This window comes from Extensimonas perlucida, from assembly GCF_007655255.1.
Taxonomy (GTDB): Bacteria; Pseudomonadota; Gammaproteobacteria; order Burkholderiales; family Burkholderiaceae_C; genus Extensimonas; species Extensimonas perlucida.
This window is the reverse complement of the sequence record NZ_VMYE01000008.1, coordinates 40333-58169: the sequence shown is the minus strand read 5'-3', so window position 1 is coordinate 58169 and position 17837 is coordinate 40333. Positions and strand designations below refer to the sequence as shown.

Here is a 17837-nt window from a genome sequence, read left to right as displayed (position 1 = left end):
GCCAGCCTCCCGCTGGCCGGGAGTGCTGTCCATGACCCTCGACCAACTCAAGGCCCAGCGCGAAGCCCTGCAGGCCGCCCGCTTCAATGGTGTGCTCACCGTGAAGGCTGGCGACAAGTGGGTGACCTACAAGTCCGATGCCGAACTGCAGTCGGCCTTGCATGACCTTGACCGTGAGATTGCCCAGCAGGAAGGCCGCCCGCGCGCCCGGCGCATCCGCACTTACGCAGGGAAGGGATTGTGATGAAGGCACTCCAGAACCTGCGCCGCAAGGTCGGCGCGATGATCGGCGGCTTCGAGGGCGGACTGTCTGCGCGACGCCTCAAGACCTTTGCCGCCAGCCGTGCCCACGTCAACACCCTGATCCAGGCCGCCGGCGCCGACATGACCGCGCGTGCCCGGTATCTGATCCGCAACAACGGCTACGCCGCCAATGCGGTTGAGTCCTGGGCCGGCAATGCGGTAGGCACTGGCATCAAACCGTCCTCGGGCATTGCCGATGCGGTGCTCAAGGATCGGGTGCAGCGCCTGTGGCTGCGCTGGACCGACGAGTCGGATGCCGAAGGGCTGACCGACTTTTATGGTCAGCAGCGCCGCGCCGCGCGTGAACTCTTCATCGCCGGCGAAGTGTTCTTCCGCATCCGACCACGCAGGCCCGAGGATGGTTTGTCCGTACCGCTTCAGTTGCAGATGCTGCCGGCCGAGATGCTGCCCTTGAATCACAACCAGGCACTCGACAACGGCCACCGCATCCGGCAGGGCATCGAGTTCGACCGCATCGGTCGGCGTGTCGCTTACCACTTTCTGCGCCGCCATCCGGGCGATATCACCGATCCGGGGCTGGCCGGGGAAACCGTGCGCGTGCCTGCCGAGTCGGTGCTGCACATCGTTGATCCGGTCGACGCCGGGCAGTTGCGCGGCGTCTCGCGCTTCTCGCCAGCATTGGTGAAGCTGTTTCTGCTCGACCAGTACGACGACGCCGAGCTCGACCGCAAGAAGGTCGCGGCGATGTTCGTCGGCTTCGTGCGCCGGCCCGAGCGCGACTTCGACAACGGTGGCGAAACCGATGACCGGGGCGAGCCGCTGCTGCCACTCGAGCCCGGCCAACTCCAGATCCTGGACGACGGCGAGGACATCACCTTCTCGACGCCAGCCGATGTCGGTGGCAACTACGAGAGCTTCCAGTACCGCACGCTCTTGCAGGTCGCCGCTGCCTTGGGCTTGCCCTACGCGAATCTGTCGGCTGATATGTTGAAGGCCAACTACTCCAACACCCGGGCAGCGCTGCTGGAGTTCCGCCGACGCATCGAAGCCTTCCAGCATTCGGTGCTGGTGTTTCAGCTGTGCCGGGCTGTGTGGGGGTGCTGGATAGACACAGCGGTGCTCTCGGGTGCCCTGGATCTCCCGGACTACGAACAACGCCGAGCTGACTACCTGGACTGCAGCTGGCTGCCGCCCCGCTGGGACTGGGTCGATCCCCTGAAGGACATCCGCGCCGAGATCAACGCCATCGAGGCTGGGCTCAAGTCACGCACCCAGGCGATTGCCGAACGCGGGTTTGACGCGGCGATGGTTGACGCCGAGATCGCCGGGGACCACCGACGGGAGGACAGCCTGGGGCTCTCTTTTGGGCGTGAGCCTGCAGCGACTCCTTTGCAGACGCCACCGCCAGCCCCCTCGAACTGAGGACTTTCCATGACCGATTTGCCTTACCTGGCGTCCCGCCTGTACGGGACGCCACTGCTCATTGCGCGCCCCAAGCTCGAAGTGATCCTCGGGGTGGTGGCCAGAAAGCTCGCGGGCGACACCTTTGACACGCCACCGCCAGCCACGGCCGATGCGGGCATAAACGGTGGCCTCCAGATTGTGGAAGGCATCGCCATACTCCCGGTCCTGGGCACCCTGGTGCGTCGCTCTTCCTATATTGGTGCCGCCAGTGGCCTCACCAGCTACCACGACATCGAGGCCATGGCCGAAGCGGCTTTTGCCGACCCGACGGTGAAGGCTGTGCTGCTGGAGGTCGACTCCAGCGGTGGCGAGGCGGGTGGCGTGTTCGATCTGGCGCAGCGATTGCGGCAACTGGCACAGGCCTCCGCCAAACCCCTCTGGGCCATGGCCGATGAAGCGGCGTTGTCGGCAGCCTATGCCATTGCCTGTGCCGCTGACCGCCTCTGGCTCACCCGCACCGCCGAGGTGGGTTCCATCGGGGTGGTGGCGGTGCACGTCGATGAGTCAGTGGCCGATGCCAAAGCCGGGATGACCTACACCTTCCTGCATGCTGGTGCCCACAAGGTCGATGGCCATCCGCACGCGCCGCTGCCAGCACCGGTCGCTGCCGACATCCAGGCCGACATCGAGCAGCTGCACACGCAGTTCATCAGCTTGGTTGCCGGATTCCGCCGCCTGCCACCCGAGGCCATCCGTGACACCGAGGCCCGCGTCTATCGCGGTGAGGCTGCCATCCAGAAGGGCCTGGCCGATCAGATCGGCACCCGCGCCGAAGCAATCACGGCTCTGCAACGCCAGCTGGCCATGAGTGCCAGCCGCAGCCTGCGCAACAAAGCCGCCGTTCTTTCAGCGGCGCGCACACCCCCTCGATCCCAACCATCCCCGAAGGAGATCTCCATGAATGATCACAACCCCGTCACGCCGATGGACGACGCCCAAGAGAACACCGCCCCGACCCCGGCGCAGTCACCGCAAACCCCGCCGCCGCTCGACGAAGCGGCCATCACCGCCCAAGTTGAGCAGCGTCTACGCCGCCAGCTCGCAGAGCTCACTGAGATCGCCGCCCAGGCCAAACGCCTCGGCGTGACGGTCGATCCGGCCCAGGCCCTGGCCCGTGGCGTCACCCCGGATGCGCTGCGCCAGTCGGTGCTGAAGCAGGCGGCCGAGCGCGATGTCGCGCAAGACATCGTCGCTGAGGCCCCGCAGCCACCCCACACCAAACCCCAATCCGTCGCAGACAGCCCCTTGGTCAAAGCGGCTCAAGCCTATGGAGGTCAGAAATGAGCCAACCCGTGAGCACACCTTTGATTGCCCCGTCGACGCTGGGTGACCTGATCAAGCGCGAGTCCGACCCGGACTACACCCGCGAGACCGTTACTCTGAAAGCCGGAACCGCCTATCCCCTGGGCGCCGTACTCGGCCGCATTACCGCCACGGGCGTGTATGCGTTTTCACCAGCGGCATCGACCACGGGCATCGAGGGTGCCGAGATTGCCTGCGCCGTGCTGCTGCACGCTGTGCCTGCTTCTGACACCGACATCCAAGCCGTCGTACTCGCACGCGGCCAAGTCATCGTTGCCGACCGTGCGCTGGCCTTCGATGCCTCGGTCACCGACGCCGCTGCCCAATCCCTCAAACACCAGCAACTGGCTGCCCACGGCATCGTCGTGCGTCCGGTCGCTTGATCTCACTTCCCAGGAGTCTTGATATGACCGTGATCGTCAATCCGTTCGACGCCGGCGGCTTCACGCTGGCCGAGATGTCGGCCGCCATCCAGATGCTGCCCAACCCCTATGGCCGGGTCGGCCAGCTGGGGCTGTTCGCTCCTGAGCCCATCTCGCAGCGCAACGTCACCATCGAGTCCATCGAGGGTGAGCTGCGTCTGTTGCCGGCTGTTGCGCCCGGGGCGCCTGCGACGGTGGGCACCACCGACAAGCGCTCGGTACGCTCCTTTGCCGTGCCGCACATCCCGCACAACGACGTGGTGCTGCCCGAGGAAATCCAGGGCATCCGTGGCCTGGGTCTGGCGGCCGGTGAAGACCCGCTGGTGACCGTAATGACCCGCAAGCTCGCCCGGATGCGTGCGAAACACGCGCAGACGCTCGAGTACATGCGCGTCAATGCGCTGCTGGGCATTACCAAGGACGGGGGCGGCAACACCCTCTACGACTGGCACGACGAGTTCGACATCCAGAAACCCGAGGTGGATTTTGTGTTCGGTGGCACCGAAGACATGGTCATCCACTGCACCCAGGTCGCCCGCCACATCGAGGAGAACTTGAAGGGCGAGATGATGACCACCATTCACGCCCTGGTCAGCCCCGAGTTCTTCGATGCCCTGGTCAAGCACAAGACCGTCAAGGAGGCCTACACCTTCTACCAGGGCACGGCCGGTACCAATCCGTTGCGCGACGATGTGCGCCGGGGCTTTCGTTTCGGCTCCATCCTGTTCGAGGAGTATTTCGGTACGGTGACGCTGGCCAACGGTACATCCGTGCGCCTGATTCCGCCGCGCGAAGGTGTGGCGTTCCCGCTGGGCACGCTGGATACCTTCCGCACCTACTTCGCCCCGGCGAACCTGATGGAAGCCGTCGGCACCTATGGCCAGGAGCTCTACGCCCATCAGTTGGCTCGTCCGAATGGCACGGGCGTCGACATCTACACCCAGTCCAACCCGCTGCCGATTGTGAAGCGACCGGCCCTGACGGTGCGGCTGCATTCGAGCAATGGCTGGTAAGCGGGAGGGGGAGGCGATGACCGTATTCGGTGACTTGACCCAAGCTATGTCCGCCATCGTGCTCACCACCTTTGGTGAGCCGGTGGTGTTTCACATCGAAGGACAACCCCAGGCCTTGGCGGGCCGGGGCGTGTTTACCGCGATGCACCAGGAGGTGGATGCCAGCACGGGCGTGTCGGTGTCCAGCGTGCAGCCCGTGCTGGAGGTGCGGCAGTCAGATCTGCCCGCCACGCCCACTGAGGGCGATGCGGTGACGGTCCAAGGTGCGCTCTACCTGATCGTCGAGGTGCGACCCGATGGGCACGGCTTCCTCAAATTGATGCTGCACAAAGGGGGCGGCCATGAAGCATCCACGCACCCTGATTCGTGAGGTGGTCAAGGAACGGCTCGTCGCGCAGTTGCCGGCCATTGACCCGCGCATCACCGCCGCGCGCATCAGCATCCATCGCAGCACCCCGCTGTTTGCCGGCAAGTTGCCGGCCGTCCTGATCTACACGCGGGACGAACGCATTGAGGATCAGCCCAATGCCGATCCGGGCCTGCGTTATCGCAAGCTGGAGCTGTCGGTCGAGATCATCGCCAGTGGCGACGCCGCCGCCGAAGAGGCCGATGTCCTGGCGCAAGCGGTGGAAGCCATCCTCGATGTCGACGAGACCCTGGGCCTGCTGGTGGAAGGTACGCGCCTCACCCGCACCGAGGTGGACCAGGGTGGAGAAGGCGATACGCCGGTGCTGGCCGTTCGCCTGTCGTTCGAGGTCAGCTACTGGACCAAGCCCGTGATCGATGACGGGGTGCTGCCCCTGCAAGTGCTGGTGAGTTGGGTGCCGGAGATTGGCGTGAGCCATGAGCACAGCTATCAGCCGGTCGGCACCCACTACCGGGAGCCGAGTTCATGAGCGAGCGCAACCTGCACCAGGACATGACCGAGGCCGAGCGGCGCATCAGCAATGTGGCCCTGATGGGCCAGGTGGTGGCGCTCGACACCGCCCGTGCCCGCGTGCGGGTGCAGGCCGGTCCCATCACCACGGGTTGGATGCCCTTTGCGACGGTGCGTGCTGGTCAGGATCGGACCTGGCATCCGCCGGAGCCAGGGGAGCAGGTGCTGCTCGTTGCCCCTGGTGGCGATCTCAACCAGGCGGTGGTGGTCGGCTCGATCTACCGGGCTGACCATCCTGCTCCGGCCGATTCAGCAGATATCTCGCGCACGCGGTTCTTGGACGGAGCGCTGATGGAGTACGACCGGGCACTGCACCACTGGCGCTTGGCCGTGCCAGCGGGCGGCAAGATCGTCATGGAGATCGGTTCCACTATCTTGGAACTGCGCGATGACGGCACGACGCTCGCCACGCCCAAGTTTCTGGTCGATGCCCCTGAGAGCACCTTCACCGGCACCGTGCTGGTTAAAAAGCTATTCACCTATCTCAAGGGATTGGTCGGCAAAGGTGGAGGCGGTGCGGGCGCGAGTATCGAAGGGGATATTCAGGTCAACGGCAACGTCTCGGCCTCTGGCTCCATCCTGGATGCAGGCGGCAATTCGAATCACCACTCGCATTGAGAGTGACGCAATTGCGCAAATTTGCGCATTTATCTGGATGAGATGGGGCTTTGCGATGAATGGAATCAACGCCCACACCGGCCAAGCCCTCTCGGGCATCGACCATCTGCGTCAAAGCATCCGCGACATCCTGACCACCCGCATCGGCACCCGTGTGATGCGCCGTGACTATGGCTCTCGCCTGCCCGCCTTGGTCGACAACCCCATGACCTCGAGGCTCGCCATGGATCTGTATTCAGCAACTGCCGAGGCGCTGGCGCGCTGGGAACCGAGATTCAAGCTCACCCGCGTTCGCATCGCCAGGGCAGAAGTCGGGCAAGTCGTGCTCGATCTGGAAGGCATCTATCTGCCCGATGGCAAGGCCACCGTGCTCACCGCAGTGGAGGTGTGAATGACCACGCTCAGCGATCTGGAGAGTTTGCCAACCCCGGCAGTGATCGAGCCTCTGTCCTTCGAGACGATCTTCACGGAACTGCAGACCGAGTTTCAATCCCGCTACCCGGACTACTCGGCCCTCTTGGCCTCGGACCCGGCCGTCAAGCTCATGGAGGTCGCAGCTTACCGGGAAGTGCTCCTCAGAAACCGTATCAACGCCGCTGCCAAAGCCTCCCTCTTGGCCTTCGCCACCAGCAGCGACCTCGACCACCTGGCGGCTTTCTACGGTGTGACGCGCTTGATGGATGAGTCCGACGAGGGTCTACGCGTGCGCACCCGTCAACGGATCATCGGCTTTGCCAACGCCGGCGGGGCCGCGCACTACCGCTACTGGGCGCTCTCGGCATCCCCCGAGGTGGCCGATGTCGAGGTCGATAGCCCGGAACCCGGGCGTGTGCGCATCAGCGTGCTCGCCAAGGGTGAAGCAGACACCGTTCCGGATGCGGTGCTCGATGCCGTGCGCGCCGTGGTGCTGCGCGACGACATCCGGGTGCTCACCGACACCGTCGAGGTGGTGCCTGCCGAACTCATTCCCGTCACGGTGGTCGCCCGGATCTGGCTCTATCCCGACACACCGATGGCCGCCTTCGACGCCATCGAGGCACGATTCAAGGAAGCGTTGGCTGCGCAGTCGGGTCTGGGCTGGGATCTAACGCCCTCCTGGGTGATCGGCGAGCTGCAGCGTCCCGGCGTGCACAAGGTCGAATTGCTCGCGCCGAGCACCGACATTCGCGCCAACGCCAACCAGGCGGTGCGGCTGATCCATCTGAATCTGGAATTTGCGGGGCGGGATCGATAGCGCTTCGCGCCTTCCCATTTCTCCCCCTGCGTTGGAGGGCACATGACTGCTGACCATCTGCTGCCCGCCAATGCCACGCCGCTGGAGCAGGCACTATCCCTGGCGACCGATCCGCTGTCCAGGCTGGCACTGTCGGCAGATGCCATCCGCCAGTTCAAGACCGATCCGTCGGACCCGCTGCTGCCCTGGCTGATCTGGGAGTATGGCCTCGGCGAGTTGCTCCCTTACCTGCCCGAGCCGAGGCAGGCGATTGCCGAGGGCATCCTCTGGCAGCGACTGCGTGGCACACCGGCCGCACTGGCGACCGCCTTGTCCTGGATCGGGATGCGTGCCACGGTCGAGCAGGAACCGCCCGGTGTTCACTTCGCCGAGTTTCAACTCGATCCGGGACAAGTGCTCGACAGCGACAGGGCGATTTCCAACCTGATCGCCATTGCTCGCCTGTCGGCACCGGTCCGGTCTCGCCTGTCACGCCTCTATCACGGCCATGACCTGCGTCGCGTCGTGTTGGATGAGAGTCGGCTGGGCGAGGTGCTTCTGTCGGATCACAGTGGCGTGTTTTGGAAGGATGGGCAGACCAAGCTGTCGTTTGGGCGAGGTTTCGCACAGCACGCGCTGGCATCCGGACAACAGATCGCGCCGAACCGTGAGGCCGTGCGCTTTGCCGTGGCGAGGTTGATCGACCGGTATTTGCTCGACTTCTCGGCCCTGGGCGATGCTGGGCACACGCCCAATGAGGAGATCCTACACTCGCATCTGTTCACGCTGGCCAATGCGCTGGGCGTGCCTGATCCGGTTGGGGTGGTGCCTGAGCGCAGGTTTTGCCGAGCGATGGTGGTGCTGTCCGACAGCACGCCCCTGGGCGACATCAACGCCAACCTGCCGAGGTTTGTCTGGCAGGAGACGGGCGCACCGATAGCACTGGGCAGCGGTGACCGCTTGTCTGCCACGCCACATCGGCTGACACCCGTCGAGCTGTTGGAGCGCTTTTATGCCCAGCATCCGACGGCGCTGGCGGTCCCGGTTGCCACCGTCATCCCTGGGCGTATCCCGACCACCGCCGCGCGGGTGAGCGCGCGCGCCGATGCCTTGCTGGGTGTGCTGCATCTGGGTGATCCACGCGGTGCTTGGGATGTGCTGGCCCTCACGCGCACCTATGGCCTGATCCACGATCCGCTTCCCGACCCTGCGAGTTTGCATCCACGTCTGTACCAACGGGCGCAAGTGGTGCTCTGCGAGGTGACGCTGGGCGATGTGAACAGCCGTACCCCACGTCGGGCCCTCTATCGCATCCGGCCTGTTGCCCGACTGGGTGACCTCATCTTGGGCGAGGCCGCTGAGATCGAATGGCGCGCGCTCACAGAGATGCAAATTTGCATCTCTGGCTTCACGCAAGCTACGCCTTATGTCTTTGACGATGCCCGCCCGAGCCTGTTGCGCCTGCTGACCCGCAGCGCAGATGGCAGCACCGCTTCACAAGTTTCTCCCGCACGCGTGCCCGTACTCAGTACACGCGCCGCCTGGCAAGGCCAGACCTGGACTGGCGTGCGCTGGCCGATTTCAACCTGGATCGACACCCGCGAGCTGATCGGAAGCCGCCACAGCACGCAGTCCTGATTCTTCTGAACCCATTCATTTCTGGAGCACCCGATGGCCATCCTGACTGCCAGCGGTCGCGCGGCCCTTGCCGCCGCGATCAAACAACAAACCCTGCACCTCGCCTTGGGCGAAGGCGACCCGCTGTGGGACACCACTAAGGCGATCAGCACACCTTTTGACGAGGCGGGTGTGATCGAGCTGGGCTTTACACACCTGGCCGATATCCGCGTCACCTCGCTCGATGACCAGACTGAGTACCTGCTGGATGTGGACTACAGCGCCCATGCCCGCGATGGTGTGATCCGGCGCCTGCCCGGCAGCGCGATTGCCGAGGGCGGCGACGTCACCGTCCACTTCAAGATCGAGCACCCGCCCGAGCCGATTGGCCAGAAGGCGCTGTTGCGCGAGGTCGGCCGCCGGGTGGTCGATGAGGTGCATTTCGTCGCCGCTGACCCAGAGGGCGAGATCGTGGTGCCGACCGGTCGCTACCGGCTGGTGACCGAGCCCACCAATCACTTGTTCATCCGGGTGCGCTTTGACTTCGAGGACGCCGCCACCAGCGTGGTGCGCGAGCAGGGTCTCTTCGTCGGCACCCAGACCGATCCCGAATTGCCCATCGGACAGAAGTTCTTCATTCCGGCCCAGATCACGGACCCCGGAATCCTCCTCGTGCTGCAGAACTCGGTGCCCATCGTGCGCCAGCCCTCGACGCGCGAGACCTTCGAGTTCGTCGTCACTTTCTAATCCGCGAGGCCTTCCATGATCGAGCGTTACTACAACCTTTTTGACCCGGCCAAGCACTACACCCAGCTGCTGTTTCGTGCCGGCGATGGCCTGCAGTCCCGAGAACTCAACGAGATCCAGACCACCCTGATCCAGCGCCTGCAGGGCGTGGCCGATGCCTTATTGAAGGACGGCGACATCGTCAGCGGCGCCAATCTGCAGATCGATGCGGAAACGGGCCTGGTGACCCTGGAAGCTGGTCGCGTCTATTTGCGTGGCGCCGTGCGCGAAGTGCCTGCCGCCACATTCACCATTCCCACGGATGGGCGTGTGGCCGTCGGCGTGCGCTTCACCACCCGCACCGTCACCGAACTCGAAGACCCCAACCTGCGCGAGCCGGCCGTCGGCGTGCGCAACTACCAGGAGCCCGGAGCCGGGCGATTGCAGGAGACCCTCGCCTGGGGCTGGGAAGGTGCAGGCACCAGTGACGGTCAGCCCGGTGACTTCCACGCTGTCTACGCCCTGGACAACGGCATCCTGGAGAACCGCCGCCAGCCGCCCGTGCTCGATGGCGTGATTGCGAGTCTGGCGCGCTACGACTATGACGCCAACGGCCACTACGTGACCGAAGGGCTGGGCGTCCGATTCCTCAGTATCGATACCGATGCCCAAGAGCACATCTTCTCGGTCGCCGAGGGCCGCGCCAACATCGACGGTTTCAAAGTCGAGCGCAGCCAATCGCAACGCCTGCGGTTACCCATCGATCCGGATCTGCAGCGCGTGTCCTCCGAGCCACAGGTCTTCAATGACTCGGGCGATGGTTCGATGATCGTCACGATCAACCGTCCGCCGCTCGCCCAGGTGATTGACATCAAGGTCACCCAGCAGAAGACCGAGACGGTGGTCCATGGCGCCTTCACTGGCAGCCGAGATGTGCTGACCGAGCCCACGGTGGTGGCCGTGCTCACCATCAAACAAGGCACGACCACCTATGCGCAAGGCACCGACTACAAGGTGGTGGGCGATGAGATCGACTGGAGCCCGGGGGGTGCCGAGCCGGCACCCGGATCGAGCTACCAGGTCACCTACCAGTACATCGCCAGCATCACCCCAACCCACCTGACCGACACCGGCTTCAAGGTCACGGGCGTGGTGCAGGGTTCCACGATGTACACCGACTACCAGTGGAAGCTGCCACGCGTCGATGTCCTGGCCTTGACTGCCGATGGTCAGGTCGAACGCATCAAGGGCATCAGCCAGGTGAGGAACCCCGTCGCGCCCACGGTGCCCGCCTCGCGCCTGGCCCTGGCCGAGATCGCCTACGACTGGCGCAGTGGTTCGGAGCCGGTTGTGCGTAACGTGGCGATTCGCACCATCAAGGTCTCGGAACTGACCGCGATGCAGCGCCAGATTGCCGATCTCTACGATCTGATGGCCCTCGAACGACTGCGCATGGATGCCAATATCCGTGAGCCAGCCGCCAAAAAAGGACTGTTCGTCGACAATTTTCTGGATGACGATCTGCGCGATCAGGGTGTTGCGCAGACCGGCGCGGTGGTGGCGGGTGTCCTGACGCTGCCGATCACGGCTTCGGCGCAGCACGCCAAGGACAACGGCAACGCCCTCATCACGCTCGACTACACCCTGACCCCGGTGATCGAGCAGTTGGCTCGCACGGGTGCGATGAAGATCAACCCCTACCAGGCCTTTGAACCGGTGCCGGCCCGGGTCACCTTGAACCCGGGCGTCGACCAGTTCACGGTGACCAACACCACCTGGGCCTCGGACGTGACGGAGCGTCTGATCACCGGCAGCGGTGTGCTTGAACAGGTGGTGGAGACGCGTCGTTCGGAGCAGGTGCTGGCCTCCTCGAGTGAGGAAGCGCAATTCCTGCGCAGCCTCAACGTCGCCTATCGGGTGGAAGGGTTCGGTCCCAGCGAAGCGTTGGCACAACTGCGTTTCGATGGCATCGGGATCAGCCAGCCAGCCGGTACGGCAGCCAATGCCGCCGGTCTGCTCACGGGCAGCTTCCAGATCCCGCAGGCCATCCCGGCTGGCGCCAAGCTGGTGGAGTTCCTCGGGGCGGGTGGCAGTTATGGCTCCGCCACCTACGTCGGGCGAGGTCAGATCGTGACGGAGACCCGTCGCCGAATCCTGACCACCGTGGTACGCCGCTGGGACCCGCTGGCGCAGACCTTCACGCTGCCCGAGCGCCGCGTCATCGGTGGCTTGGAGCTGTGGTTCACCACCAAGGGGGGATCGGCACCCGTCATCGTGCAGATCCGTGAAACCCAAGTTGGCCTCCCGACCACCACGGTGCTGACCGAAGGCCGGCTCAATGCCTCGGACATCAAGACCGATGGCAACCCGACCCGGATAACCCTAGATCCGGTGGCACTCGACGCCAACCGCGAGTACGCCATCGTGGTGCTCACCGACGATGCCAACCACGCTGTGTCGGTGGCTGAGCTCGGCAAGTACGACCCGCGCACCGGCTGGGTCACGGCGCAGCCCTACCAGATCGGGGTGCTGCTCTCGTCCTCCAACGGTATCACCTGGACGCCGCACCAGACGCAGGACCTGACGTTTCGGCTGCTGGGCTGCCGGTTTTCGCAAACGAGCAAGACGGTCTCGCTGGGTCAGTACACGGTGACCAATCTGTCGGACGTGATGGCACTTGCCGGCGTTGAACGCCCTGCGGCAGGTACCGACGTGCAGTTCCTGGCGACCGATGCGCAAGGGCGCACTTACACCTTGTCGGAAGACCAGGGGCTGGCCTTGAGCGAGAAGCTCTCCGGCAACCTGGCGGTGTCGGTCAAGCTCACGGGTTCGGAGACGGCCAGTCCGATCCTCTACCCGGGCACCCAGCTGGTGTTCGGCACGCTCGAAGCCGCAGGGGACTACCTGTCACGCGCCGTTCCCGCTGCCGCCACCTTCAACGTGGCGGTCACCTTCGATGCGCTCACCCCCGGCACGTCCAGCGTTACGGTCCAGGCTGAATCGGGCACGCCAGGCAGTTTTACGGATCTGGCGCTGGACAAGGGCGTGGAAGTGGGCAACGGCTGGGTCGAGCGCACCTACAAGGCCACCAGTCTTGTCGGCGTGGGTGCAGATCGGACCACCCGCGTGAAGCTGGCGCTGGCAGGAACTGCGCAGCACCGGCCCTTTGTGCGCCGCCTGCGTGTGATCGTGACCTGATGGAGGTGAGCGATGGATCTTGAGCGTACTCCGGTACTGAATCTGCCGCTGCCACACCCCGATCACTTGCTCTCGGACGATGTGCTGCGCTTGCGCGAGGCCTTGGTGACGGTTGATGCCGGCTTCGGTGAGCAACGCAGCGAGGTGCAGACGGCTATGGCGCAGACGCGAAGCGAGGTCAATGCGGCACTGACGGCCACCACCACGGCCGTGGCCGATGCGCTCGATGAAGTCAGCACCGACGTGCTGCGCCGAATCCGGCGCCTGCAGTTGAACCAACTCCTCAATCTCGATCTTTGAGAGGACTCTCCATGCCCATTTCAACGCAACTTCAGGCCCAGATCGATGCAATTCAGACCCGCATCGACACCCTGGCGCCCACTGCCACGCCCGAGGACATCGTGATGCTGGCCAAGGCCGTCGAGGCGGTCGGCGGCCAAGCTACGGTGTTCGATGTGATCGACACCGGCCAGCTGCAAAAGGCTGAGCTCGTCGCCACCGCCAATCTCAAATCCGCCGAGGTCATCGCCACCGGTGATGCCCAAGTGGATCGGGTCAGCCAGCAAGGCGATCTCAAGTTCAGCGAGCTCAGTCAGGAGGTGCAGCGCTACGCGGCTTTCGGTGGCGCAACACCGTCTGCGATGGGCTCGCTCGGGATGGTGCCGGCCCCGCAGGCGGGCGAAGACCGGCGCTTCCTGCGCGGGGATGGCGCCTGGCGCTTTCCCGGCGAGATCCCCATTGGCAGCATCGCGCTGATCCATCCCAATATGGACACCAGCCGCTACCTGCCCGCCGAGGGCGGCACGGTCCTGATCGCGGACTACCCGGAACTTGCCGAGGTGCTGGGGCAGGCGCCCAACAATCTGCCAACGCCGTCGATTGGCAATACGGTGCTCTCCGGCGAATCGCCCGGCTATGGCAGCAACCGTGCAACGGCCGTCAACGGCGAACGGGCGGTGATCGTGCGTTCCGGCTCGAACGGTATTCAGTATTCCAACAACGGGGGCCAGAACTGGGCCAATGCCCAGATCGGCGCGCTGGGCTACGGCGGTCCCTACTGGCCGGCGATCTCGGATTCAGGCCGTACTGTGGGCTGGGTCAATTACGACTCTACTCCCAGCCCGGCCGTGGTGCGCTGCCAGTTCACCACGGCCGCGACCTTTGGGGCCTGGACAGGTTTCGTCAACGGTGGCGGTGATCAGTTCGAGGTGACCTGGGCCAGCATCGTGGTGGGCCTGCCCCAAGGGGTGGGCTTCATCGACAAGAAGTCTGCGGCGGCCCAGATCCTGTTCAAGTATGTGCAAGACGGCGCGACGGCGATCACCCGTGAGGTCAATCTCACCGTCACCCTCGATACGCGCATCACCCAAGCTCGAGGCGCCCTGCGGGTCGGCAGCAGCCTCTATCTGCTGGTGGACAACGGCAGCAGTTGGAATGCGCTCTATCGCACCACGGATGCCGGCGCGACCTGGAGCAAGGCGTGGGAGGGCACCAGCAACTGGGGCGATCACGCGCTGCTGCTGCGCTCGAACGGCAGCTTCAATCGCCAGGACACCGGCCAGCCCTCCTATGTGGAGAACGGCATCGGCATCCTCCACTACGGCAATCAGCTGCTGCTGATCGCTGAGGACGGCACCCTGAGCTGGGTCAATCAGCCCAGCGGTCACACCCTGATCGCCGGCAGCATTCACTTCGTGGCGGGCTTTTACTACGCCGCCAGTGCCAATGCCGTGTTCCGCACGGTGGACTTCAACAGTTGGGAACAGGTGGCCACCGCCAGCCAGATCCTCGGGGCCACGGGCACGCTCGCCCGGATGTGGGTGCATCCGAGTACGGGCTGCTTCGGCTTCTATTCCGGGCTCAACACCCTGACCTTGGTGCAGACCCGGGACTTCGTGAGCTTCAAGCGCAACAGCCGACCGTCGCGCTGGAGCGCCAGCATCGTGCTGCGGCGCTTCAATTACACCGGAGACCGCTTCGTCTGGCTGATCGCTGAGTCGAGCAACAACAGCTACTACTTCGACTTTGCGCTGTTCGATCTGGTAAGTGGGCGCCTTTACGCCAACAACTACTTCTCGAACTATGGTGCTTCGATCTACGGCTACTGGCTGCTGCCGCTCTCGGGCGGCCGCTGGCTGCACTTCACCCAGCAGTCGAGCAGTTACTACGTCAATGTGGCCAGTGGCGCGAGTCTCTACAGCTACAACCTCGCCACCGAGTTTCGGCTGCCGACCAGTACCGGCGAGTTCGGTGCGGTCGGCGCCTACGGCAACCAGACCGGCTGGCTCTTCAGCACCGACGGCAGCAGCCGGGGCGGCTACCGCTACTACGTGCGCGCCCAGTAAGGAGACAAACGATGCGAACGATTTACCAGATCGACCAGGGTTTTTTGGGCGAGACCGCCGAGATCGCGCCGGGTCAGCCGGCACCGGCGGGTTGGACCTTTACCGCACCGCCCAAGATTCCACGCGGCAAGGCCGCCAAGTGGGATGGAGAGCATGGCAGCGGCTGGACGCTGGTGCCAAGTAGCGAGGAGAAGGCCGCGCAGTCTGCCCGCGAAACGCTCCAGCAGGCCGACCAGCTGCGCGAGCGGCTCGCTGCCATCGATGCCGAGCGCGATGCCCGGATCGCTCGAGGCAAGCCGCACACCTTTGCCGATGGCACGACCGGTACCGTGCAACTGCGCCACGAGCGCGACAGAGTGAACATCAATGCTGTGGCCACGGCGGGCACGGCATTGGTGGCGGCGGGCAGCACCGACACTGTGTCATTTCGGGATGCCGAGGATGTGACCCACACGCTCACCGGCGTCGAGGCCGTGCAGTTTGGTCTCGCGGTGATGCAGTGGGTGTCGGCGCATTACGCCGCTGCCTGGGCGCACAAGGACGCGATCAAGGCGATGCAAACGGCGGGCGAGGATATCGCCGACTACGACCTCAGCCAAGGCTGGCCGGAGGGGGCGCCGTGACCACTTCAATCCGACAACGCCTCGCGCTGCTGACCATCTGGCTGTTGTGCCAGATCGCCGCTGTGATCGCTTCCCTGTGGATGCTGATTGCCGCCCTGGCTGGGAGCCGACGAGCCTGGACCCTGGCGGTCGCCCACGATCAGCTGGCCAACGCGGCCTTCGGCGGACACGAGGATGAGACGCTCAGTAGCCGTGCTGGCAAGGCCGCGCGCGAAGGCAAGCGCTGGGCCTGTGTGCTGTGTCGGTTGCTCGACCGACTCGATCCGAACCACTGCGAAAAGGCCATTGAGCCGGACGAGGGCAAACCCATCGCTTGAGCCTGTCGCACTGCAATCCCCCATTCACCCGATCCGCCGCTGGCGGATTTTTTGTTTCTGGAGCCCACCCATGGCAGATCACTTTCTTCACGGGGTCGAGGTCGTTGAAATCGACAACGGCCCGCGTCCCATTCGCACCGTCCGATCCTCCGTGATCGGGCTTGTCGGCACCGCACCGGATGCGGATGAACAGCGATTTCCCTTGAACACGCCAGTGCTCATTGCCGGCTCTCGCCTGGAGGCAGCCAAGCTGGGTGCCACCGGCACCTTGCCCATGGCCATCGACGGCATCTTCGATCAGGCCGGTGCCCTGGTGGTCGTGATCCGGGTAGCAGAAGGGGCGACCGAAGCCGAGACACAGACCCACGTGCTCGGTGGCGTTGATGAGACCGGTCAGTACCTCGGCCTGCAGGCGCTGCTGGCGGCACAGTCGGTCGCCAAGGTCACGCCGCGCATTTTGATCGCCCCGGGTTTCACGCATCAGCGCCCCATAGACCCTGATGATGACACCCGTCAGTTGGCAAACCCCGTTGTGGCCGAACTGCTCGGCATTGCCGAGCGCCTGCGCGCGGTGATCATCGCCGACGGCCCCAACACCACGGACGCCGCCGCCATCGACTACCGCGAGGACTGGGGTTCGCCGCGCATCTACGTGGTCGATCCGCACGTCAAGGTGATGAAGAACGGGACGGTGGTGACCGAGCCCGTTTCAGCACGCGTCGCAGGCCTGATTGCCAAGATCGACAACGACCGGGGGTTCTGGTGGTCGCCCTCGAACAATGTCATCAACGGCATCCTTGGCAGCCACCGCCCGGTGGATTTTGCGCTGGGCGATCCGAATGCTCGGGCCAACCTGCTCAACGAGAACGAGGTGGCCACCATCATTCAGGAGGATGGCTACCGCCTGTGGGGCAACCGCACCTGTTCTTCAGACCCGAAGTGGGCCTTCCTCAGTGTGCGGCGCACCGCCGACATGATCAACGAGTCGCTGCTCCGAGCCCACCTCTGGGCGGTGGATCGCAACATCACCAAGACCTACGTGGGAGAAGTCACGGAGGGGGTGAACGCCTATCTGCGGCAGTTGAAGGCGCAGGGCGCGATCCTCGGCGGCAAGTGCTGGGCCGATCCGGATCTGAACTCACCGCAGTCCATTGCCGACGGCAAGATTTATTTCAACTTCGACTTCACCCCGCCGTACCCGGCCGAGCACATCATCTTCCGCTCGCACCTGGTCGATGACTATCTCGAGGAGATTCTGTAATGGCCATCGAACTGCCGCGTGTTCTGAAGAACATGAACCTCTTCGTCGACGGCCGGGGTTACGCCGGGCGCATCGACGAGATTCAACTGCCCAAGCTCACCTTGAAGACCGAGGAGCACCGTGCGGGGGGGATGGATCTGCCAGTCGAGATCGATCTCGGTATGGAAAAGCTCGAAGCCGAGCTGACCATCGCCGACCACGATCCGGAAGTCTTCAAGCTCTTCGGCCTGCTGGACAACGCCGCCACCCAGATCACCATCCGGGGCGCCATTCAGGCACAGGGGTCGGAAGCCAAACCCGTCATCGTCAATCTGCGCGGTGGCTGGAAGGAGCTCGATGCCGGCACCTGGAAGCCCGGCGACAAAAGCACCCTCAAGGTCTCGGTGGCCGCCAGCTACTACAAGCTCACCATCGATGACGAGGAGCTGATCGAGATCGACGCCATCAACCTGGTCAGAAAGGTGGGCGGTACCGATCAGATGGAAGCCATTCGTGCGGCGATTGGTTTGTGATGAAT

19 protein-coding genes are annotated in these 17837 nt (G+C 64.4%); all 19 read left to right on the top strand.

Going from position 1 to position 17837, the window contains the following annotated elements:
* Positions 1–31: 31 nt before the first annotated feature.
* The 19 genes from FK527_RS08895 to FK527_RS08805 all read left to right on the top strand — a co-directional run bounded on the left by FK527_RS08895 (position 32) and on the right by FK527_RS08805 (position 17832).
* Positions 32–244: a phage head-tail joining protein gene (locus tag FK527_RS08895; protein ID WP_144728519.1), complete on the top strand. Its 213-nt coding sequence runs from the start codon at positions 32–34 to the stop codon at positions 242–244.
* The gene (locus FK527_RS08890) at positions 244–1686 is read left to right on the top strand and encodes a phage portal protein (protein WP_222116111.1); all 1443 of its coding nucleotides are present in this window, start codon (positions 244–246) and stop codon (positions 1684–1686) included. Before FK527_RS08895 ends, FK527_RS08890 begins: the two co-directional genes overlap by 1 nt.
* Positions 1687–1695: 9 nt before the next feature.
* Positions 1696–3012, top strand: a complete 1317-nt coding sequence (locus tag FK527_RS08885) for a S49 family peptidase (protein ID WP_144728523.1) — start codon at positions 1696–1698, stop codon at positions 3010–3012.
* A complete protein-coding gene (locus tag FK527_RS08880; RefSeq protein WP_144728525.1) occupies positions 3009–3413 on the top strand; it encodes a head decoration protein in 405 nt (134 codons plus the stop codon). The genes FK527_RS08885 and FK527_RS08880 overlap by 4 nt, the downstream gene beginning before the upstream one ends.
* Positions 3414–3436: 23 nt before the next feature.
* Complete coding sequence (locus tag FK527_RS08875; protein WP_144728527.1) at positions 3437–4465, top strand: major capsid protein; 1029 nt, start codon at positions 3437–3439, stop codon at positions 4463–4465.
* A gap of 16 nt (positions 4466–4481) precedes the next feature.
* Positions 4482–4835: a head-tail joining protein gene (locus FK527_RS08870; protein WP_144728529.1), complete on the top strand. Its 354-nt coding sequence runs from the start codon at positions 4482–4484 to the stop codon at positions 4833–4835.
* Positions 4807–5361, top strand: coding sequence for a hypothetical protein (locus FK527_RS08865; protein ID WP_144728531.1), 555 nt, complete (start codon positions 4807–4809; stop codon positions 5359–5361). Before FK527_RS08870 ends, FK527_RS08865 begins: the two co-directional genes overlap by 29 nt.
* A complete protein-coding gene (locus FK527_RS08860; protein WP_144728533.1) occupies positions 5358–6020 on the top strand; it encodes a phage baseplate assembly protein V in 663 nt (220 codons plus the stop codon). The genes FK527_RS08865 and FK527_RS08860 overlap by 4 nt, the downstream gene beginning before the upstream one ends.
* Before the next feature lie 55 nt (positions 6021–6075).
* On the top strand, positions 6076–6411 hold the full coding sequence (locus FK527_RS08855) for a GPW/gp25 family protein (protein WP_144728535.1): 336 nt from the start codon (positions 6076–6078) through the stop codon (positions 6409–6411).
* Positions 6412–7254 carry a baseplate assembly protein gene (locus FK527_RS08850; protein ID WP_144728537.1) on the top strand — a complete coding sequence of 281 codons (843 nt, stop codon included), beginning with the start codon at positions 6412–6414 and terminating at the stop codon, positions 7252–7254.
* A gap of 42 nt (positions 7255–7296) precedes the next feature.
* Positions 7297–8871 carry a phage tail protein gene (locus FK527_RS08845; RefSeq protein ID WP_144728539.1) on the top strand — a complete coding sequence of 525 codons (1575 nt, stop codon included), beginning with the start codon at positions 7297–7299 and terminating at the stop codon, positions 8869–8871.
* Between the two features lie 33 nt (positions 8872–8904).
* Complete coding sequence (locus tag FK527_RS08840) at positions 8905–9597, top strand: hypothetical protein (RefSeq protein ID WP_144728540.1); 693 nt, start codon at positions 8905–8907, stop codon at positions 9595–9597.
* A 15-nt stretch (positions 9598–9612) separates the two neighbouring features.
* Positions 9613–12774, top strand: a complete 3162-nt coding sequence (locus FK527_RS08835; protein WP_144728542.1) for a DUF4815 domain-containing protein — start codon at positions 9613–9615, stop codon at positions 12772–12774.
* A gap of 12 nt (positions 12775–12786) precedes the next feature.
* Positions 12787–13074: a hypothetical protein gene (locus FK527_RS08830; protein WP_144728544.1), complete on the top strand. Its 288-nt coding sequence runs from the start codon at positions 12787–12789 to the stop codon at positions 13072–13074.
* 11 nt (positions 13075–13085) lie between these two features.
* Positions 13086–15119, top strand: coding sequence for a beta propeller repeat protein (locus tag FK527_RS08825; RefSeq protein WP_144728546.1), 2034 nt, complete (start codon positions 13086–13088; stop codon positions 15117–15119).
* 11 nt (positions 15120–15130) lie between these two features.
* A complete protein-coding gene (locus tag FK527_RS08820) occupies positions 15131–15742 on the top strand; it encodes a DUF4376 domain-containing protein (RefSeq protein WP_144728548.1) in 612 nt (203 codons plus the stop codon).
* Positions 15739–16059: a hypothetical protein gene (locus tag FK527_RS08815; protein WP_246072608.1), complete on the top strand. Its 321-nt coding sequence runs from the start codon at positions 15739–15741 to the stop codon at positions 16057–16059. Before FK527_RS08820 ends, FK527_RS08815 begins: the two co-directional genes overlap by 4 nt.
* Before the next feature lie 70 nt (positions 16060–16129).
* Positions 16130–17320 (top strand): phage tail sheath protein, encoded by a 1191-nt coding sequence (locus FK527_RS08810; protein ID WP_144728550.1) that lies wholly within the window; start codon positions 16130–16132, stop codon positions 17318–17320.
* Entirely contained in the window at positions 17320–17832 is a 513-nt protein-coding gene (locus FK527_RS08805; RefSeq protein WP_144728552.1) for a phage major tail tube protein, read from the top strand. Before FK527_RS08810 ends, FK527_RS08805 begins: the two co-directional genes overlap by 1 nt.
* Positions 17833–17837: the final 5 nt, after the last annotated feature.